The sequence below is a fragment of the Acidisoma sp. C75 genome (assembly GCF_054665095.1).
On sequence record NZ_BAAFHD010000013.1, the window covers coordinates 54289 to 73168 of the forward strand.

Below are 18880 nucleotides of genomic sequence, written 5' to 3' on the forward strand. Positions count from 1 at the left end.
CCCTCCTACCGGAAGATGCCGGGATGCCAGAGCGTGAGCGCGCCGAGGATGGCGGCCCCGATGGCGCCCGCGATCAGATCGTCGCCCATGATGCCGCTCGCACTCGCATGCCGGTCCGCCCAGCCGATCGGCCCGGGCTTGGTGATGTCGAGCAGGCGGAAGAGCGCGAAGGCGACGAGCGCGCCGAGCCAGCTAACCCCGCCGAGCCCGAGCAGGGTGAGCCATTGCCCGGCGACCTCGTCCATCACCACCCAGCCTGGGTCATCCGTCGCGCCGGCGGCGCGGATCGCCCAGAAGCCGAGCAGGCTCGCGAGCAGGACACCGAGCAGCAGCAGCAGATGCCCGCCCCAGGCGAGCAGCCCGCAGCCGAGCGGCAGGGCGAGGAGCGAGCCCGCGGTGCCCGGAGCCCAAGGGAAGAAGCCGGCGCCGCCCGCCGCCGCCACCCAGCGGGCCAGAGGCGGCGCCGTCAATGGAGCCAGGCCTGCAGCGGGTAGGGCTGGGCGACGCCTTCTTCCGCCCGGTAGATGGCGATGCCCTCCACCACCCGCTGCACGTAGTTGCGGGTTTCGCTGAAGGGGATCAGCTCGATCCAGTCCAGCACGTCCGGCCCGCCGGGGGCGCGGAAATCGCCGTTCTGCGCCAGCCACTCATCCACCCGATGGGGCCCGGCGTTATAGGCGGCGATGGCGAGCGGCAGGCAGCCGTCGAAATGCGCCAGAACGCCCGCGAAATAGCCGGTGCCCAAGGTCATGTTGAGGGCGGGGTCCGCCGTGAGCGCCCAAGTGGAGCCGAGCGGCACGCCCTGCGCGCGGGCCTGGAGCCGCGCCGTCGCCGGCATCAGCTGCATGAGGCCGAGCGCGCCGGAGGGGCTCAGCGCCTCCGCATCGAAGCTGCTTTCCTGCCGCATGAGGCCGAGGGCGACGGCCGGTTCCACCCCCGCCCCGGTCGGCGGGGAAACCGGCATCGGCCAGCCGGCCTTCAGCAGCATGGTGCCCTCGGCGCCGGCGATGCGGGCAATGAAGACGCCGGCCTGGGGAATGCCGAAGCCGCCCGCGAGATCGGCGGCGATCGCCTGATCCACCGCGTCCGGCGCGATATGGGCAATATCGAGCAGGAAGCCCACGGCGCGCCGCGGCTCCCCCCAGGAGACCAGGAGGGCGGCGGCGCGCGCCACCTCCCGCCCGGCGAAATCCAGCGCATCGGCCGTGCTCCAGCCGGGCTCGGGCACCGCCATGATGCGGGCGTTGAGCTGGGCCGGGCTATCGCCCAGCGCGAGCGCCGCGATCTGCCCGTAGAAGGCGGTGGGATAGGCGGCGGCGCGCTTGTATTCCGCCGTCGCCTCCATGGTGCGGCCTTCCGCGGCGAGGCTGCGGGCGAGCCAGTAATGCGCCCGCGCCGAGGTGATGACCGAGGGCGAGAGCCCGGCGAGGCGGCGGAAGGCGGGCTCGGCCTCGGCCGGGTTGTGCAGCAGGCGCAGCGCGATGAAGCCCGCGAGGAAATCCTGGTCCGCCTGGTCCGCCGCGTCGCGCGGCGCCAGCTGATGGACGAGGCCATAGGCATCCCGGGCATCGCCATCGGTGATCAATGCGCGGGCGAGATAGGCGGCTTCCGCCCAAAGCGCGTGCTGCTGCGCTGGATCGCCCGCATCCATCGCGGCCGAGCCCTTGGCCATCCAGAAGCCGAGCGCCTCGGCATCCGTGGTATTGCGGCGGAGATAGCGCGCGGCGGCGAGGAAGAGGCCGGGGTTGCTCTGCGCGGCATCGGGCAGCGCCTGCAACTGCGCCTGGGCATCGGGCTGCCCGGTTTCGAGCGCGACCCAGGCCGTCGCCGCCGCTTGCCGGCCCGCCGGCAGGCGGGGGATTTCCGCCGCCGCCGCCGGCGAATAGGCGCGCGCGAGCGCCGTGAAGCGCGCCCATTCATCCTCCGGTTGCAACAGGCTGCCCCATTGCGCGAGGAAGGCGGAGACCTCGGCCGGATCGGTGATGCCGGTGCCGGTCCAGGCCTGCCGGGCGGCTTTCGCCGCATCCTGCGCATCATTGGCGGCGGCGAAGGCGGTGGCGCAGCGCAGCAGGGCGGGCGCGCCCTCCGGCAGCCGTGCCTGGCACTGGCCGAGGGCGGTCGCCTCGTCCGGCGTATTGACGAGCGCCGCCTCCCACCGCTTTTCGAGCAGCGGCTGATAGGGCCAGTCGGGGTTCTGCTGCATGAAGGCCATGATCTCGGGCGCCGAGGCCTGGTCCGGCGTCAGCATCCGGTAATAGGTCACGAGCTTGGCGGCGACCGGATCGGGGTTCTGCGCCGCCATCGCCGCCGCCGTGGCCCAATCATGCTGGGCGACCGCCTGCATCGGGGTGGCCGTCGTCTGGGCCGTGGCAGGGGGGGTGGCAAGCGCCATCAGGCTGACGGCGCCGAAAGCGGCGCTCAGGGCGCGGAAGCGTCGGGTCACGGGCGGGAGAACCTCATCATGCCGCACCATCTTTGCCCGAGCGGCCCGGCTTCGCAAAGGCGGGAATGGCGATGGCGCGCGAATAAGCCGTGGGAGCCGGCGGGGCAGCGCCCCCTCCGGCGCGCATGCCGCGGCTGAGGCGCATATGGCTTGCGATGGGCGAAGCGCGGTCCTACCTTCCCGGGCCCCGGGGGCCGATGCCTTTCACCCCGCCGTCATTCGAGGATCTGATCCATGTTCAAGGGCTCGCTTGTCGCCCTCATCACGCCGATGCTGGAGGATGGCGCGGTCGATGAAAAAACGCTGGAGCGTTTCGTCGATTGGCAGATCGGCGAGGGCACGCACGGGCTCGTGCCGGTCGGCACCACCGGCGAATCGCCCACCCTCAGCCATGCCGAGCATCGCCGGGTGGTCGAGATCACCATCGCCATCGCCCGTGGCCGCGTGCCGGTCATCGCGGGGGCCGGCTCCAACAGCACGGCCGAGGCGGTCAGCCTCGCCCAGCACGCCCGCAAGGCCGGCGCCGATGCGGTGCTGGTGGTGACGCCCTATTACAACAAGCCGACGCAGGAAGGTCTCTACCTGCATTTCCGCACGATCGCCGATCAGGCCGATATTCCGGTGGTGATCTACAATATCCCCGGCCGCAGCGTGGTGGATATGAGTGTCGCGACCATGGCGCGGCTCGCCCGCCATCCCAATATCGTCGGCGTGAAGGACGCGACCGCCAATCTCACCCGCCCGCTGCATACCCGCGCCGCCTGCGGCGAGGAATTCTGCCAGCTTTCGGGCGAGGATCACACCGCCCTCGCCTTCCTCGCCTCGGGCGGGGTGGGCTGCATTTCCGTCACCGGCAATGTCGCGCCGCGCCTGCTGTCCGAGATGCATAGCGCCTGGCAGCAGGGGGATCTGGCGCGCGCCATGGCGATTCAGAACCGGTTGGTGCCGCTGCATGATGCGATGTTCGCCGAGACCAACCCGGGCCCGGTGAAATACGCCGCCCACCTCCTCGGCTTCGGCGCGCCCGATTGCCGGCTGCCGCTCGCTCCCGTCTCGCCGCCGGTGCGCGAGCAGGTGCGCGCCGCCATGGTGGCGGCGGGGCTGCTCAACTGACCATGGCGGAGAGCAGGGAAAAGTCGAAATCCGGCCTCATCTCGCACGGCATCGCCTCGCAGAATCGCAAGGCGCGGTTCGACTACGCGATCCGCGAAACGGTGGAGGCCGGGATCGTGCTGAAGGGGGCGGAGGTCAAATCCCTCCGCCATGGCCGCGCGACGCTGACCGAGGCCTGGGCCGGCGAGCGCGATGGCGAGATGTGGCTGTTCAACGCCTATATCCCGGAATATCAGGCGGGCGTGCTCTCCCGCTTCGAGCCGCGGGCGCCGCGCAAGCTGCTGCTCAAGGCCAAGCAGATCAACCAGCTCGCCGGGCAGATCGCGCGCAATGGCATCACCCTCGTGCCGCTCGACATTCATTTCAACGAGCGTGGCCGCGCCAAGGTTCTGCTCGGCGTGGGTGAAGGCAAGCAGAAGGCCGATAAGCGGGCCGCCGTCGCCGCGCGGGATTGGCAGCGGGACAAGGCGCGCCTGTTGCGCAACCGGGGGTGAGCGGCGCGGCCGCGCCGCCGCGCATCACGCCGCGCGGGCTTGGGCTCGCTGCCGCTGGCGTGTTGCTCGCGGTCTGCGCCTCCTACCTCTGGCTCGACCGGCCGGCGGCCTTCCTCATGCACCGGCTCTTTCACCATAGCCCCTGGTTCCTCCTCCTCGCCGCGATCGGCCAGGTGCCGCTGACCTTCGCGCTGCCCGGCCTCGGCTTCGCGGCGATCAGCGGCGTCTGCGGCTGGCGGCCGGCTTCGCGCGGCTGGCTCGCCATCGCCTGCGGCCTCGCCACCGGGCTCACCATCGCCGCCAAGGACATGCTCAAGGCCTTCGCCGGCCGCACCTGGCCGGAAACCTGGGTTGACGGCAATCCTTCCCTCATCCGCGACGGGGTCTATGGCTTCCATCCCTTCCATGGCGGGGCGGGCTGGTCCTCCTTCCCCTCCGGCCATACGGCGGCGATCGCGGCCGTCATCGGCGTGCTCTGGTGGCGGCAGCCGCGCCACCGCCCGCTCTGGGCGGCGCTCGTCGCGCTCACCGCCCTCGGCCTGCTCTGCGGCAATATCCATTTCCTGAGCGACATCCTGGCCGGCGGCGCGCTCGGCTTCGCCATCGGCACGGCGGTGCTTGCGCTTCCCTGGCCTCCGGAGGATCGTGCCGCGCATGGCTGAATGGAGCGTCACGGATCGGCGGATGATGCTGGCGGCCCTGGGCGAGGCGCGGGGCGCCCTCGGCACCACCGCGCCCAATCCGGCTGTCGGCTGCGTCATCGCGCAAGGCGAAGCGATCATCGCGCGCGGGGCGACCCAGCCCGGCGGCCGGCCGCATGCGGAGGCCGTGGCGCTGGCCGAGGCGGGGGCGGCCGCCCGCGGGGCCACGGCTTACGTGACGCTCGAACCCTGTTCGCATCATGGCCGCACGCCGCCTTGCGCCGCGGCGCTGATCGCGGCCGGGATCGGCCGCGTCGTTGTCGCCTATGCGCATGACCCCGATCCCCGTGTGCAAGGCCGCGGCATCGCCATGCTGCGGGCGGCGGGCATCGTGGTTGATACCGGGCTCATGGAGCAGGACGCGGCCGAGATCCTGCGCGGCTTCCTCACCGCCCAGCGCATGGGCCGGCCTTGGCTGACCGTAAAGCTCGGGGTGACGCTCGATGGCTGCATCGCCACGCGCGGCGGGGAAAGCCGCTGGATCACCGGGCCCGGCGCGCGGCAGGTGGTGCAGCGCATGCGGGCCGAGCATGATGCCGTGCTGGTCGGCATCGGCACCGTGCTCGCCGACGATCCGGGCCTGCGCTGCGGCATTGCGGGCTTTGAGGATCGGCCCCGCTGGCGGGTGGTGGCCGATAGCGCGCTTCGCACCCCGCCTGCGAGCCAGCTTGTGCGCCAGGCCGCGCGCCACCCCCTCGTCCTGCTCGCCGCCGAGGATGCGCCGCCGGCACGGGCCGCGGCGCTGCGCGACGCCGGCGTGAGCCTCCTCAGCATCCCGCGCGGCGCCGATGGCACCCTCGATCTCGCGGCCGGCCTCGCCGCGCTCAAGACCCTCGGGCTCACCAGCATCCTCAACGAAGGCGGGGCGAAGCTCGCGGGCGGGCTGTTCCGCGCCGGGCTCGTCGATCGGCTCGCCTGGCACCGCGCGCCGCTGCTGCTCGGCGACAGCGGCTTGCCGGCGCTTCAAGGCCTTGGCATCTCAAGGCTGGCAGACGCTATACGCCTGCGACTTTTGGCCCGGCAGGAGTATGAGGAGGATGTTCTGGAGACCTATGACATCCGTTCGGCGGCCGAGCCCGCCGCCGCGAGGCCGCCCGTTTCATGACGCATATGCAACCGATCGCCCTGCCGGAACCGGCCATGGCTGAGCTTCGCCCCCGCGCTTCGGTCACGATCCCGCTCGGGCCGGACGGCGTGCCTGCCGAATTCATGGGCTTCGACGGGTTCGAGGACGGGCATGAGCATGTCGCGATCCGTTTCGCCGGCCGCCATCCCGAAGCCGGCAAGCCGCCGCTGGTGCGGCTGCATTCGGAATGCCTGACGGGAGACATCTTCGCCTCCGCCCGCTGCGATTGCGGCGCCCAGCTGCAGGAGGCGATCGGGCAATTGGCGGAGGAAGGCGGCATCCTCCTCTATCTCCGCCAGGAGGGGCGCGGCATCGGGCTCTATGCCAAGCTCGACGCCTATCGCCTGCAGGATCAGGGCATCGACACCTTCACCGCCAATCGCTGGCTCAACCTGCCCGAGGATGGGCGGAACTACACGATCGGCGCGCGCATGCTGCAAGCGCTCGGCATCACCGCCATCCGGCTCTTGACCAATAATCCGGACAAGGTGGCCCAGCTCGAAGCCGCCGGCGTAACGGTTGCGGAAGTGCGGCGCACCGGGGTCTATGTGACGGCGGCGAACCGCGCCTATCTCGCGGCCAAGGCCCGCCACCGCCATACGATCGATCCGCTCGCGCTGCTGCTGGCCGAGGCGCCGGCCGCCGCGAAGAAAGGCTAGGCCGGGCGCAAACAGCCAAATCCGAGGTCGCATGCGTGCGCCCGCCGCGGGGCGCGGATGCCCCATCCTCCGGCGCACCGAACCCTATCATCTTGACCTGAAAGACGCGTCCATGGCCCCGCCATCCAGCCTTCAGCCTCAATATGTGCTCACCATCGCCTGCCCCGACCGGCCCGGGATCGTCGCCGCCGTGACCACCTTCCTCTTCGAGGCGGGCGGCAATATCCTCGAAGCCCAGCAGTTCGACGATACCGAGAGCGGGCGCTTCTTCATGCGCGTCGTCTTCACGCCGGAAGCGGCGCCGGACGGCTATGCCGAGCGGTTTCGCGAGGAGTTCCGTGCCGTCGCCGAGCGCTTCGCGATGAACTGGCTGCTGAGGGACCGGCTGGAGCGCCGCCGGGTGATGATCCTCGTCTCGAAGTTCGATCATTGCATGGTCGATCTGCTCTATCGCTGGCGGAACGGCGAGCTGCCGATGGAGATTACCGCGATCGTCGCCAACCACCCGCGCGAGACCTATGCCGGGGTGGATTTCGCCGGCATCCGCTTCCATCACCTGCCCGTCACCAAGGATACCAAGATGGAGCAGGAGACCGAGCTGTGGGATCTGGTGCGCGAGACGCGGACCGATCTCGTCGTCCTCGCCCGCTACATGCAGGTTCTCTCCGACGGGCTCACCGCCAAGCTCTCGGGCCGTTGCATCAACATCCACCACTCTTTCCTGCCCGGCTTCAAAGGCGCCAAGCCCTATCACCAGGCGCATGCCCGCGGGGTGAAGCTGATCGGCGCCACCGCCCATTACGTGACGAGCGACCTCGATGAAGGCCCGATCATCGAGCAGGACGTGGAACGCATCTCGCATGGCGACACGCCGGACGATCTGGTGCGCAAGGGGCGGGATATCGAGCGGCGGGTGCTGGCGCGGGCGGTGCGCTATCATCTCGATGGCCGGGTCATCCTCAATGGCGGCAAGACCGTCGTCTTCACCGATTAAGGGTGGTGCTTCATGGCGGCTGAGATCATCGACGGGAAAGCCTTCGCAGGCCGAGTGGTGGCAGAGGTGGCGGCGGAGGTCGCGGCGATCCGCGCCGCCGGCGGCCGGGTGCCGGGGCTCGCCGTGGTGCTGGTGGGGGAAGATCCGGCAAGCCAGGTCTATGTCCGCAACAAGGCCCGCACCACGCGCGAGGCGGGGATGGAATCTTTCGAATTCCGCCTGCCCACGGAGACCAGCGAGCAAGCCCTCCTCAGCCTCATCGCCGAGCTGAACGACGATCCGGCGGTGCACGGCATCCTCGTGCAGCTGCCGCTGCCGCCGCATATCGCGAGCGCCCGGGTGCTCGATGCCGTGGCGCCGGCCAAGGATGTGGATGGCTTTCACGTCATCAATGCCGGGCGGCTGGCGACGGGGCTGCCCGCCCTCACCCCCTGCACCCCGCTCGGCTGCCTGCTCATGCTCAAGCACGCGCTCGGCGATCTCACCGGGCTGCGCGCGGTTGTGCTCGGCCGCTCCAACATCGTCGGCAAGCCGATGGCGCAACTGCTGCTGCAGGAGAATTGCACCGTCACCATCGCCCATTCCCGCACGCGCGATCTGCCATCCGTCTGCCGCGAGGCGGATATCCTCGTCGCCGCCGTGGGCCGGCCGGAGATGGTGCGCGGGAGCTGGATCAAGCCGGGGGCCACGGTGATCGATGTCGGCATCAATCGCATCGCAGGCGAAGGCGGGGGCACGCGGCTGGTGGGCGATGTCGCCTTCGCGGAGGCGGTGGAGGTCGCGGGCCGCATCACCCCGGTGCCGGGCGGCGTCGGGCCGATGACGATCGCCTGCCTGCTGCGCAATACGCTGACGGCAGCCCTGGCCGCCCGCGGCTGATTGCCGCTCGGGTCCGCGCAAGCCTGCTGCCGCTTTCGCGGGAGCCCTGCCTCAGCCTTCCGGCGGATGAGCCGCGTCAGGCCGGGCCGCGTACGGCTGGAAGGGGCGCACCTCGATCGTCAGATGCGAGAGGGATTTGAAGCGGCCGAGCCGCTGGCGGTAATCCTCGGCCGAGCGGGCGCTTGCGGTGACGATCGCGAGGATCGCGCCGAGATGGCCGGGGCCGAGCCGCCAGAGATGCAGATCGGCCAGCGCATCGCCATCCCGCTCGATTGCCTCGCGCAGCTTCCCGGCCAACGCCGGATCGGGCGTCATGTCCAGAAGAATGCCGCCGGTATCGCGGATGAGCCCCCAGGCCCAACCCGCGATGACGACGGCGCCGACGAGCCCGGCCAGCGGGTCCATCCATAGCCAGCCGAAGGCGCGGGCGAGCAGCAGGCCGATGATCACGAGCAGCGAGACGGCGGCATCCGCGGCCACGTGGACGACGGCGGCGCGCATGTTGTTGTCTCGCCCGGCGGCGGCATTGGCATGGTCGTGTTCCTCGAAAACCACCTCATGCGCCGCGCCGGCGAGCAGCAGCCGGGCGGTGAAGGCATGCGGTTCGGGGATCTCGTCATGCGATTCGAGGTAGCCGTCGCGCGCCGCGAAGGCGAAGCTCTGGCGGGTGCCATCGGGCCGCAGGGTTTCGATCGTCACCGCATCGGCGGCAAGCGGCTGGGCGGCCGCGCCCTGCAGGCGGAAGCGCGGCGGCACGCCATCCTCGAAGATCGCGAGCCGGATCTCGCCCGCCGCGGTCTGCAGAAGATGGCTCTCCTCATCATGGTCATGCGCATGGCCGTGCCCATGCCCGTGGCCATGTCCGTGCGCGTGGCCGTGCCCATGCCCGTGATCATGCCCGCCGGCGAGCAGCACCGCGCTCGCGATATTCACGACGAGCCCGAGGCAGGCGATGGGGATCGCCTCGGCAAAGTGGATCGGCACCGGGGCGAGGAAGCGGCGAAGCGCCTCGAAGCCGATCAGCAGGGCGATCATGGCGAGGATGATGGCGCTGGTGAAGCCGGCGAGATCGCCGAACTTGCCGGTGCCGAAGGAAAAGCGCGGATCACGCGCGTGGCGCCTCGCATAGCGGTAGGCGAGGGCGGCGAGCAGCAGGGCGCCGGCATGCGTGCTCATATGCAGGCCATCGGCGATGAGCGCGATCGAGCCGAACATCCAGCCGCCGACGATCTCGGCCACCATCATCGCGCCGCAGAGCCAGATCACCCACCAGGTCCGCCGCTCGCTCCGGGCATGGTCGGCGCCGAGGAAGATATGGTCGTGGCCGGCAGCGGCCATCTCCTGGTTCAAGCGCATGCGCTCACCTCAAATAGCTGCGGACGACTTCGAGCAGCTGCTCCGCCGCATCCTCGTTGAACGCGCCCGGATGCGCCTCGCGATCGACCAGATGATGGAGGACGTGATCCTCGACGATCTGCGCCATCAACCCGGCCGTGGCGCCGCGCATGGCGGCGAGCAGGTGCATGACCTTCTCGCACCCCGCCTCCGTCTCGCGCGCGCGCTCGATCGCTTCCGCCTGGCCGCGGATGCGGCGCACGCGCGCCAGCAGGCGCTGCTTGTCTCGAATGGTATGGGCCATCCGGCCGCTATACCCTACCCCCCTATCCCTTGGAAGCCCCGCCGCCATGACGATGGGCGGGCGATGGGAGCGGGGCGGGGCTGCGCGTGGCGGCGTTCGGGCCAGGGCAGCCAAGCTTGCAGCTGCCTTCAAAGAACCGCAGAACCGGTCCAGCCTGCGGCAGAGCGCTTGGGTGAAGGACCTGCAACGATGTCTGACTATGGCCGAAACGGCGAGGTGATCATCTTCGTCACCTACCAGGGCAGCGCCGACTCGCGCTTCGACCGCGCCTATTACCTGGAGCGGCATCTGCCGATGCTGCGCCGGCTCTTCGGCCCGCTGGGCCTTACCAGCGCCGAGGCCTTCTTCCCGCCGCGGCAGGAGAGCGGCACCATCGCCATCTGCGAATGCCGCTACCGCGACGAAGCGGCGCTCACCGCCTGCTACGCCTCCCCGGCGATGCCGGGCCTCGCCGCCGATGTCGGCCAGTTCACCGATATCATGCCGGTGCAGCTGCGCGCGACGCGGTAGCGCGGGGCTCCCCTACCGCCTCACCTGCCCCTCTGCGACGGGCGGCAATGCTGCGGGCTCGTCACCGCGCGGCTTCAGGCGCGGCGGCCGAGGGTGCCGGCTGCCAGAGGGCGCGCACAGCGCCGAGCCGCGCCGCCCCCATCGAGAGCTTGCGGATGCCGGCACGCACGAGCAGGCGCGCGGCCGCCGGATCCCCCGCGGCCTCGCCACAGACCGAGACCGGACGCTCCCCCGCATCGCGCACCACCCGCGCGCAAAGATCGAGCACCGCCGGGTGGGACGGATCGGCAAAGGCGCCAAGTGCGGGATGGCCACGCTCCGCCGCCATGACGTATTGCGTGAGGTCGTTGGTGCCGATCGAGAAGAAATCGCAGCAGGGCACCAGCTCGGCGAGACTGAGCGCGGCTGCCGGAACCTCGACCATCGCGCCGAGCGGCGGCACCGCAGCCTCCCCAAGCTCGCGCACGGCCTCGGCCAGCCAGGCGCGGATGCGGAGCATCTCCTCCGGGAAGGTCACCATCGGCACCATCACCCGCAGATCATGCCCGCGCCCGCCGCGCAGGATGGCGCGCAGATGGGCACGGGTGAAATCCGCCGCGCCGAGCAGGGCGCGCACGCCCCGCACGCCGAGCGCCGGGTTCTCCTCGGGCGCGAGCCGCAGGAAGGGCACGGGCTTATCCGCCCCGGCATCGAGCAGTCGGACGGTAACCGGCCGGCCCTTGAAGGGGGCCAGCATGGCGCCGATACGCGCCGCCTGCTCTTCTTCCGCCGGACAATCCGCCCGATCGAGGAAGAGCATCTCGGTGCGGGCGAGGCCGATGCCGAAGGCGCCGGCGCGGGCGGCGCGGGCGGCATCCGCCGCCCCGGTGACATTGGCCCAGAATTCCAGCCGCGTGCCATCCGGCAAGGCCAGGCACGCCGGGCCCGCTGCCCCCTCCGCCGCGCCGCTGGCGGCCGTGGGCTGGAAGCGCGCCTGCGTCTCGGCATCGGGGTCGGCGATCAGCTCCCCGGTCCCGCCGTCGAAAGCGACCGCGCGCGGCGGCGGATCGAGCGTGACACCGCCGAGGCAGGGCAGGCCGGCGGCGCGCAGGAGAATGGCCGCGTGGCTGGTGCGGCCGCCCCGCCGATCGAGCACGCCGAGGACGGTGGGCGGCAGGGCGGCCGCCTCGGCCGCGCTCAGCTCATCGACCAGGATGATCGCCGGGGTTTCCGGCCAGGCGAGGCCGCTACCGCCGAGCAGCAGGGCGAGCACGCTGTGCCCGACCTCCCGCACATCCTGCGCACGCGCCCGCAGATAGGGGCTTTCCAGCGCCGCATAGCCGGCGGCGGCCTGTTCGATCGCCCGGTTCCAGGCCACCGCCGGATGCAGCCGCTCGGCGAAGACGCCGTGCCGGGTGGGCTCCAGGATGGCGGGATCGGCCAGCAAGGCCGCCTGCGCCGCCAGGATGCCCTCTCCCGCCAGCGCCGCGCTTGCGGTGGCGATGGCCCGCTCCAGCTGCGCCCAGCCTTCCGCGGGCGGCAGCGCCGGGGCTGCGGGCAGCGGCGGCAATTCCCGGCGGGCGAGGAAGAGCGGCCCGGCGATCCGCCCGGGGGCGATGGGCAGTAGCCCCTGCCGCCCGGCGGCATCGGGCGGGGCCGCCGCCTCGGCCTCGGCGCCCGCCGCGGATGCGGCGCCGAGGATGCCGGCGATCGCCTCGGCCGCCGCCGCGGCCTGCGGCCCGCTTGCGCGGATCATGACCTCGCCGCCGCCCGGCACGCCAAGCGCCATGAGCCCGGTGAGGCTTTCGAGCCCCGCCTCGCGCCCCTGGAAGCCGAGCGTCACCCGCGCCGAGAAACGCGCGGCGGCGGCAACGCACCCGGCCGCCGGGCGGAGGTGCAGCCCCTGCGGATCCTGAAGCGTGACGGTGCGCAGAATGCCCTCAGCCGAGGGCGCCGTTTCCGGCGGTGAGGCCGCACCCGCGGCCGCCGGTGCCTCACCCAGGGCTGCCTGCTTCGGCAGCAGCCCGCTCTCCGCCTCCGCTGCGACCGCCGCGACCGCGAGCCCCGCCGCCGCCGCGACGCCGGCCGCCAGAGCGCCCTCGACAAAAGGGGCGGCGCAGAGATGCAGCTTCCCCCGCAGCGGCTCCTCGGCGAGATCGCGCGCCATTTCCGCGCTCAGCACGGCGCTGCCCACATCCATCAGCACGAGGATGCTCTCGCACGCCGCGAGGCTTTCAGCCGCCTCCAGAATGGCGAGCGGATCGGTGCCAAGCTCCGCCCGCTCCGGCCCGGTCCCGGCGGCAAGCGCGATCGGCAGGCGATCCTCCGTCATCTGCCGCACCAGCGCCTCGGTGGCGGCGGCGAGAGCGAGGCTATGGGAGACCAGCAGCAGGGCGATCCGGGCCTTGACCATGGGGAAGCTCTCTGGAGCGCGGCGGCGGTTTCAATGGGCCCGCGCCGCGCCCGCGCCGGCCTTGGCCGCTTTGGCGAGTGCTGCGAGCAGCAGGGCTGAGGAGGCGGCACCGGGATCGACATGCCCGGCCGACCGCTCCCCGAGATAGGAGGCGCGGCCCTTGCGGGCGACGAGCGGCGCCGTGCCCTCGGCCGCTGCCTCGGCGGCTTCGGCCGAGGCCGCGAGGGCGGCGGCGAGATCGGGCGCGGTGCCGAGCGCCGCCGCCGCCGGGCCGAGCGCATCGAGCATCGTCTTCTCCCCCGCCACCGCCTTGCCGCGGGCCGCCACGCCCTGCACCCCGGCGGCGAAGACCGCGCGCCAATCGGCAAGGTTCAGCACCGGCTTGCCGGCCGCCGCCTTGGCCATCTCGATGAAGAAGGAGCCGTAGAGCGGGCCGGAGGCGCCGCCCACGGTGCCGATCAGCCGCATGCCGACGGTCTTGAAGAGGGCTGCCGGATCTTCCGGCGTGCCGAGCTTGGCGATGACCGCCTGGAAGCCGCGCGCGAGATTGGCGCCGTGATCGCCATCGCCGATCGCTGCATCGAGATCTGACAGATAGGCCTGCCGCGCGACGATGAGCTTCTCCGCCCGCGTGAGCCAGGCCGTCAGCACCGCCACGTCCAAAACCTCGGCCATCGCCCTCTCCTCCCCTGCTTGCCGCTGCACGCTTTCCGCGCGCCCTTGCCTTGCTGGCCGTCAGGCGCCCCAGCGAAGCGCCGGCGTCACCACCGGCGCATCCCAGAAGCCGAGCATATCCGCATCGAGCTTCAGCAGGGACAGCGAGGTGCCGGCCATCTCGAGGCTGGTGATATAGGGCCCGACGAGCGAGCGCGCGATGGTGAGGCCGTGCGCAGCCGCGATTTCCGCGGCTTTGCGGTAGAGCACGTAAAGCTCCATCAGCGGCGTGCCGCCGAGGCTGTTGACGAAGAGCAGCACGCTATCCCCCGCCTTGAAGGGCAGATCGGCGAGGATCGGCTCCATCAGCATCTCGGCCACACGATCGGCGCTTTCCATCTTGATGCGCTTCCGCCCCGGCTCGCCATGGATGCCGACGCCGAATTCCATCTCATCCTCGCCGAGGGTGAAGCTCGGCTTGCCGGCATGCGGCACCGTGCAGGGGGTGAGGGCGACACCCATGGAGCGGACATTGGCATTGACCCGGCGGCAGAGCCCGGCGAGGGCGGCGAGATCCCACCCCGCCTCCGCCGCCGCGCCGCAGATCTTCTCGGCGAGCACGGTGCCGCCGACGCCGCGCCGCCCGGCGGTATAGAGGCTGTCCTGCACCGCCACGTCATCATCGATGACGACGGCTTCGACCGGGATTCCCGCCTCCTTGGCGAGATCCGCGGCCATCTCGAAATTCAGCACGTCGCCGGTGTAGTTCTTGACGATGTGGAGCACGCCGGCGCCGGCCTGCACGGCCTCGGTCGCGGCCAGGATCTGGTCGGGCGTCGGGCTGGTGAAGACCGCGCCGGGGCAGGCGGCATCGAGCATGCCGCGGCCGACGAAGCCGCCGTGCATCGGCTCATGCCCCGAGCCGCCGCCCGAAAGCAGCGCCGTCTTGCCCGGCACCGGGCCATCGGCGCGCATGATGAAGGTGGGCTCGAAGCGCACCGTGAGAAGACCGGGATGGGCGAGCGCCATGCCGGCCAGCGCCTCTTGCACGACGTGATCGGGCGCGTTGATGAACTTTTTCATGAAGGCCTCCAGGATCCGGGTGAAAGACGATCAACGCCGGCGGCAGCGGCCAGGCGAGGCCGCTGCCGCCCATGCCGCTGCCAGGCCGCCGATCAGGTGGCGGAACCGTGCTTCTGCTTCACGTCGTCCAGAACCTGCTGCAGCCGTTCGAGGCTGAAGCCGAGGCTCGTCTCCTCCTGCGCCGGCCGCGCCGGCTTCATCAGCGCGGCCCGCGCGCTGAGCGTGTCGGCGATGAACCACTTATAGACATAGATCGCGAGCACGCCGCCGGCCATGGGCCCGAGGATCGGCACCCACCAATAGCCCTGCAGCCCGGGGAAGGCGTTCGGCCCCCAACCGGCGAGCCAGGCGAAGAGCCGCGGCCCGAAATCGCGTGCCGGGTTGATCGCGTAGCCCGCATCGACGCCGAAGGACATGCCGATCGCGGCGACCGCCATGCCGACCATGAAGGGCCCCATATTCGATTGCGGGCCGGTATTGGTGCCATCGATGATGGCGAGCACGAAGAGAACCAGGAAGAAGGTGCCGAGCAGCTGATCGACGAAGGCGAGACCGAGCTGCCCGCCGAGATAGCTCGCCGGGAAGGTCGCGAAGATGCTGAAGGTGGTGAGGCCGGCGGCGGATGCCCGATCAACCACGTGATGGCCCATGTTCCAGGCATTGATCGCCTTGAAGTAGTCGAGCATCACGAGAGCGGCGCCGGTGAAGCAGCCCGCGATCTGCGCCGCCCAATAGGGCACCACCTTGCGCCAGGGGAAATCCCCCTTGGTCGCGAAAGCGAGCGTGACGGCGGGATTGAGATGCGCGCCGCTGACCCCGCCCGCGACATAGACCGCCATGACGACGGCCATCGCCCAGCCCCAGGTGATCAGGAGCCAGCCGCCCGCCCCCTGGAAGATGACGAGGGTGCGGCCCGATTCGGTGAGCCCGGCGACCGCGACCGCGACGACGCCATCCCCGAAGGCGATGAGCACGAGGCAGCCGAGGAACTCCGACAGGAGTTCGGACCATACCGATTTCGCCCGCCACCCGTGTTTGATGCCGAACCGGGGCGCGGGTATCGACTGGGTGCCGATCTCCGCCGCGCGTTCGCTTACATTTGCATTCATTGTTTCCTCCCCAGGTATTTCTTGTTTTTGTTCAATCAACCCAGTCGAACGACCTCTGCACCGCCTTCTTCCATGACTTGCGATAGGCGTCGCGCTTCTCGGCGGGGAGGTTCGGCGTCCATGTCTTGTCCACGCCCCAGTTACTGCGCAGATCCTCCGTGTTGCGCCAGTAACCGACGGCGAGGCCCGCGGCATAGGCCGCGCCGAGCGCCGTCGTCTCGGTCACTTTCGGCCGCACCACCGGCACGTCCAGGATATCCGCCTGGAACTGCATCAGGAGTTCGTTGGCGACCATGCCGCCATCGGTCTTGAGGCTGGAGAGCTTGATGCCGCTATCGGCTTCCATGGCGGAGACCACGTCAAGCGTCTGATAGGCGGTCGCCTCCAGGGCCGCGCGGGCGAGATGGGCGCGCGTCGCGAAGCGGGTGAGGCCGGCGATGACGCCGCGGGCACTTTCCTTCCAATAGGGCGCGTAGAGGCCGGAGAAGGCCGGCACGATATAGACATCGCCATTATCCGGCACGCTCCGCGCCAAGGGTTCGATCTGCGGCGCCACGTCGAACAGCTTGAGGTTGTCACGCAGCCATTGCACGAGCGCGCCGGTGATGGCGATCGCGCCTTCGAGCGCGTAATGCGGCTTGCCGCCCTCGAACTGATAGGCGAGCGTGGTGAGCAGCCCGGCTTTCGACTGCACGGGATCGGTGCCGGTATTCATCAGCATGAAGCAGCCGGTGCCGTAGGTATTCTTGGCTTCCCCCGGCGAAAAGCAGGTCTGGCCGACGAGGGCGGCCTGCTGATCCCCGAGGATACCGGTGAGCTTGGCGCCGCGCAGCGCCGGGATGCGGATTTCGCCATAGAGCGTCGAAGACGGCAGGATGCGCGGCAGGCAGGCGCGCGGAATGCCGTAGGCGGCGAGCATCTCCTCATCCCAATCGCAGGTCGCGAGGTTCATGAGCTGCGTGCGGCTCGCATTCGTGACATCGGTGATGTGGACGCCGCCTTCGACCCCGCCGGTCAGGTGCCATGTCAACCAGCTGTCGATCGTGCCGAAGAGGGCATCGCCGGCGGCCGCCTTCTCCCGCGCGCCTTCGACGTTATTGAGCAGCCATCGCAGCTTGAGGCCGGAGAAATAGCTCGCAAGCGGCAGGCCGGTCTTGCTGCGGAAGCGGTTCTGCCCGCCTTCGGCCGCGAATTCGGCGACGTAGCCATCCACCCGCGTATCCTGCCAGACGAGGGCATTGTAGAGCGGCCGGCCGGTGCGCCTGTCCCACAACAGCGTGGTTTCGCGCTGGTTGGTGATGCCAACGGCGGCGAGATCGCCCGGGGCGAGCCCGGCGCGGGCCAGCGCCGCGCCGATCACCTCGTTGGTGTTGTTCAGGATCTCCACCGGATCATGCTCCACCCAGCCCGGCTTCGGGTAGATCTGCTGATGTTCCTTCTGCGCGACCGAGACGATGTTGCCGGTCTTGTCGAAAACGATGAAGCGCGAACTGGTGGTCCCCTGGTCGATCGCGCCGACATATCTGCTCATGCTGGTCATCCTCCCTCTGTTGGTCTTGGTCTTGGTCTTGGTCTTGGTCTCGTCAGCTGTTCACCCGCAGCCCCGCGAGATAGGAATCGAGCCGGGCGGCGGTGCCCTCTGGCACGTGCAGCCCGAGGCGGGAGCGGCGCCAGAGGATATCCTCTGATGTGCGCGCCCATTCCTGCCCCGCGAGATAGGCGACCTCCGCCTCGCTGAGCCCGCCGCCGAGATCCTCCCCCATGTCCTGCCCGGCGAAACGCGCGGCACGGGTGCCGTAGGCGCGCACCAGGCGGTGCGCCAGGGCGCCGGGAAGCGCCGGATACTCTCCGCGGAACTGCGCGAGATAGGCGTCGAAATCCGCGAAATCGCCGCCCGGCAGCGCCTCGCGCCCGGTCCAGGATGGGCCGACCGGGCGGCCCATGGCGGGCAGCAGCTTCTCGAGCGCATGCTCGGCGAGCTTGCGCGAGGTCGTGATCTTGCCGCCGAAGACGGAGAGCAGCGGCGGCGTTGATGCATCATGCTTGAGATCGAGCACGTAATCCCGCGTCACCGCGCGCGCCTCGGCGGCATGATCGTCATAGAGCGGCCGGACGCCGGCATAGGACCAGACGACGTCTGCCGCCGTCACTGGCTTGCGGAAATAGCGGCTGACGCTTTCGCAGAGGTATTCGGTCTCCTCCGGCGAAATCTCGACGAGGGCGGGATCGGCGTCGAAGGGCGTATCGGTCGTGCCGATGAGGGAGAAATCCCGCTCATAGGGGATGACGAAGACGATACGCCCGTCCGGGTTCTGCAGGATGAAGGCATAGTCCCCCTCATGCAGCCGCCGCGTCACGATATGGCTGCCCTTGATCATCCGTACCGTGCTTTCGGCATTGTGGCCGAGCTTTCGGTTGAGAACATCGGCAACCCAGGGCCCCGCGGCGTTGACGAGCGCGCGCGCCGTGACACGCCCTGCCTCCGTCTCGGCCTGCCACAGCCCCTCCACCGGCCGCGCCGAGAGCAGCTTGCAGCGCGGGGAGATGACGGCGCCGCGCTCCGCCGCGTCGAGCGCGTTGAGCACGACGAGGCGGGAATCCTCGACCCAGCAATCGGCATAGGCGAAGCCGCGGCGATAGGCGGGTTGCAGCACCTGGCCGGCCGGATGGCTCTTGAAGGACACCGCCCGCGAGGCAGGGAGCCGTTTGCGGCGGGCGAGATGGTCGTAAAGGAAGAGGCCGGCGCGGATCATCCAGGCCGGGCGCAGATGCTTCGCATGGGGCAGCACGAATTCCAGCGGCCAGATGATATGCGGCGCGATTGCGAGCAGCCGCTCGCGCTCCATCAGCGCTTCGCGAACCAGGCGGAACTCATAGAATTCGAGATAGCGCAAGCCGCCATGGATGAGCTTCGTGCTCGCCGAGGAGGTATGCTGCGCCAGATCATGCTGTTCCAGCAGCCGCACCGAAAGCCCGCGCCCGGCGGCATCCCGGGCGATGGCGGCGCCATTGACGCCGCCGCCCACCACCAAAAGATCAACGGGCTCGCCTGGCGTTAGTCGCTGAAGCACCGGCCGCGTTTCC

At 70.3% G+C, this 18880-nt stretch carries 18 protein-coding genes; 8 read left to right on the plus strand and 10 right to left on the minus strand.

What is annotated here, in order from left to right:
• Positions 1 to 5 precede the first annotated feature (5 nt).
• Entirely contained in the window at positions 6 to 470 is a 465-nt protein-coding gene (locus ACYQ7X_RS16165) for a phosphatidylglycerophosphatase A family protein (RefSeq protein WP_459698100.1), read from the minus strand.
• A complete protein-coding gene (locus ACYQ7X_RS16170) occupies positions 467 to 2443 on the minus strand; it encodes a lytic transglycosylase domain-containing protein (RefSeq protein WP_459698101.1) in 1977 nt (658 codons plus the stop codon). The genes ACYQ7X_RS16165 and ACYQ7X_RS16170 overlap by 4 nt, the downstream gene beginning before the upstream one ends.
• A gap of 234 nt (positions 2444 to 2677) precedes the next feature.
• On the opposite strand from ACYQ7X_RS16170, the gene dapA reads away from it, so the two are divergent.
• From dapA to folD, 7 genes are all read left to right on the plus strand, one after another.
• Entirely contained in the window at positions 2678 to 3556 is an 879-nt protein-coding gene (gene dapA / locus ACYQ7X_RS16175) for a 4-hydroxy-tetrahydrodipicolinate synthase (protein ID WP_459698102.1), read from the plus strand.
• A gap of 2 nt (positions 3557 to 3558) precedes the next feature.
• A complete protein-coding gene (smpB, locus tag ACYQ7X_RS16180; protein WP_459698103.1) occupies positions 3559 to 4050 on the plus strand; it encodes an SsrA-binding protein SmpB in 492 nt (163 codons plus the stop codon).
• On the plus strand, positions 4047 to 4712 hold the full coding sequence (locus tag ACYQ7X_RS16185; RefSeq protein ID WP_459698104.1) for a phosphatase PAP2 family protein: 666 nt from the start codon (positions 4047 to 4049) through the stop codon (positions 4710 to 4712). Before smpB ends, ACYQ7X_RS16185 begins: the two co-directional genes overlap by 4 nt.
• The gene (gene ribD, locus ACYQ7X_RS16190; protein ID WP_459698105.1) at positions 4705 to 5856 is read left to right on the plus strand and encodes a bifunctional diaminohydroxyphosphoribosylaminopyrimidine deaminase/5-amino-6-(5-phosphoribosylamino)uracil reductase RibD; all 1152 of its coding nucleotides are present in this window, start codon (positions 4705 to 4707) and stop codon (positions 5854 to 5856) included. Before ACYQ7X_RS16185 ends, ribD begins: the two co-directional genes overlap by 8 nt.
• Positions 5853 to 6536, plus strand: a complete 684-nt coding sequence (locus ACYQ7X_RS16195; RefSeq protein WP_459698106.1) for a GTP cyclohydrolase II — start codon at positions 5853 to 5855, stop codon at positions 6534 to 6536. Before ribD ends, ACYQ7X_RS16195 begins: the two co-directional genes overlap by 4 nt.
• 112 nt (positions 6537 to 6648) lie before the next feature.
• Positions 6649 to 7530 (plus strand): formyltetrahydrofolate deformylase, encoded by an 882-nt coding sequence (gene purU / locus ACYQ7X_RS16200; RefSeq protein WP_459698107.1) that lies wholly within the window; start codon positions 6649 to 6651, stop codon positions 7528 to 7530.
• A gap of 12 nt (positions 7531 to 7542) precedes the next feature.
• Positions 7543 to 8409 (plus strand): bifunctional methylenetetrahydrofolate dehydrogenase/methenyltetrahydrofolate cyclohydrolase FolD, encoded by an 867-nt coding sequence (folD, locus tag ACYQ7X_RS16205; protein ID WP_459698108.1) that lies wholly within the window; start codon positions 7543 to 7545, stop codon positions 8407 to 8409.
• 51 nt (positions 8410 to 8460) lie between these two features.
• Here folD and dmeF read toward each other — a convergent pair whose 3' ends face one another.
• Both dmeF and ACYQ7X_RS16215 read right to left on the minus strand, forming a co-directional pair.
• Entirely contained in the window at positions 8461 to 9765 is a 1305-nt protein-coding gene (dmeF, locus tag ACYQ7X_RS16210) for a CDF family Co(II)/Ni(II) efflux transporter DmeF (RefSeq protein WP_459698109.1), read from the minus strand.
• 4 nt (positions 9766 to 9769) lie between these two features.
• A complete protein-coding gene (locus ACYQ7X_RS16215; protein ID WP_459698110.1) occupies positions 9770 to 10048 on the minus strand; it encodes a metal/formaldehyde-sensitive transcriptional repressor in 279 nt (92 codons plus the stop codon).
• Positions 10049 to 10237: 189 nt separating this feature from the next.
• On the opposite strand from ACYQ7X_RS16215, the gene ACYQ7X_RS16220 reads away from it, so the two are divergent.
• Entirely contained in the window at positions 10238 to 10558 is a 321-nt protein-coding gene (locus ACYQ7X_RS16220) for an EthD family reductase (RefSeq protein WP_459698111.1), read from the plus strand.
• 61 nt (positions 10559 to 10619) lie between these two features.
• Here ACYQ7X_RS16220 and dhaM read toward each other — a convergent pair whose 3' ends face one another.
• From dhaM to glpD, 6 genes are all read right to left on the minus strand, one after another.
• Entirely contained in the window at positions 10620 to 12950 is a 2331-nt protein-coding gene (gene dhaM, locus ACYQ7X_RS16225; RefSeq protein ID WP_459698112.1) for a dihydroxyacetone kinase phosphoryl donor subunit DhaM, read from the minus strand.
• Positions 12951 to 12980: 30 nt separating this feature from the next.
• Positions 12981 to 13625: a dihydroxyacetone kinase subunit DhaL gene (gene dhaL / locus ACYQ7X_RS16230; RefSeq protein WP_459698113.1), complete on the minus strand. Its 645-nt coding sequence runs from the start codon at positions 13623 to 13625 to the stop codon at positions 12981 to 12983.
• A 60-nt stretch (positions 13626 to 13685) separates the two neighbouring features.
• On the minus strand, positions 13686 to 14687 hold the full coding sequence (gene dhaK, locus ACYQ7X_RS16235; protein ID WP_459698114.1) for a dihydroxyacetone kinase subunit DhaK: 1002 nt from the start codon (positions 14685 to 14687) through the stop codon (positions 13686 to 13688).
• A gap of 92 nt (positions 14688 to 14779) precedes the next feature.
• Positions 14780 to 15796: an MIP/aquaporin family protein gene (locus ACYQ7X_RS16240; RefSeq protein ID WP_459698115.1), complete on the minus strand. Its 1017-nt coding sequence runs from the start codon at positions 15794 to 15796 to the stop codon at positions 14780 to 14782.
• Positions 15797 to 15827: 31 nt separating this feature from the next.
• The gene (gene glpK / locus ACYQ7X_RS16245; RefSeq protein ID WP_459698116.1) at positions 15828 to 17327 is read right to left on the minus strand and encodes a glycerol kinase GlpK; all 1500 of its coding nucleotides are present in this window, start codon (positions 17325 to 17327) and stop codon (positions 15828 to 15830) included.
• A gap of 52 nt (positions 17328 to 17379) precedes the next feature.
• Positions 17380 to 18867 carry a glycerol-3-phosphate dehydrogenase gene (glpD, locus tag ACYQ7X_RS16250; RefSeq protein ID WP_459698117.1) on the minus strand — a complete coding sequence of 496 codons (1488 nt, stop codon included), beginning with the start codon at positions 18865 to 18867 and terminating at the stop codon, positions 17380 to 17382.
• Between the last annotated feature and the right edge of the window lie 13 nt (positions 18868 to 18880).

Coding starts and splice junctions, on each gene's coding strand:
- dapA (WP_459698102.1), top strand. CDS start 2,678: ATGTTCAAGGGCTCGCTTGTCGCCCTCATCACGCCGATGCTGGAGGAT.
- smpB (WP_459698103.1), top strand. CDS start 3,559: ATGGCGGAGAGCAGGGAAAAGTCGAAATCCGGCCTCATCTCGCACGGC.
- ribD (WP_459698105.1), top strand. CDS start 4,705: ATGGCTGAATGGAGCGTCACGGATCGGCGGATGATGCTGGCGGCCCTG.
- ACYQ7X_RS16195 (WP_459698106.1), top strand. CDS start 5,853: ATGACGCATATGCAACCGATCGCCCTGCCGGAACCGGCCATGGCTGAG.
- purU (WP_459698107.1), top strand. CDS start 6,649: ATGGCCCCGCCATCCAGCCTTCAGCCTCAATATGTGCTCACCATCGCC.
- folD (WP_459698108.1), top strand. CDS start 7,543: ATGGCGGCTGAGATCATCGACGGGAAAGCCTTCGCAGGCCGAGTGGTG.
- dmeF (WP_459698109.1), bottom strand. CDS start 9,765: ATGCGCTTGAACCAGGAGATGGCCGCTGCCGGCCACGACCATATCTTC.
- ACYQ7X_RS16215 (WP_459698110.1), bottom strand. CDS start 10,048: ATGGCCCATACCATTCGAGACAAGCAGCGCCTGCTGGCGCGCGTGCGC.
- ACYQ7X_RS16220 (WP_459698111.1), top strand. CDS start 10,238: ATGTCTGACTATGGCCGAAACGGCGAGGTGATCATCTTCGTCACCTAC.
- dhaM (WP_459698112.1), bottom strand. CDS start 12,950: ATGGTCAAGGCCCGGATCGCCCTGCTGCTGGTCTCCCATAGCCTCGCT.
- dhaL (WP_459698113.1), bottom strand. CDS start 13,625: ATGGCCGAGGTTTTGGACGTGGCGGTGCTGACGGCCTGGCTCACGCGG.
- dhaK (WP_459698114.1), bottom strand. CDS start 14,687: ATGAAAAAGTTCATCAACGCGCCCGATCACGTCGTGCAAGAGGCGCTG.
- ACYQ7X_RS16240 (WP_459698115.1), bottom strand. CDS start 15,796: ATGAATGCAAATGTAAGCGAACGCGCGGCGGAGATCGGCACCCAGTCG.
- glpK (WP_459698116.1), bottom strand. CDS start 17,327: ATGAGCAGATATGTCGGCGCGATCGACCAGGGGACCACCAGTTCGCGC.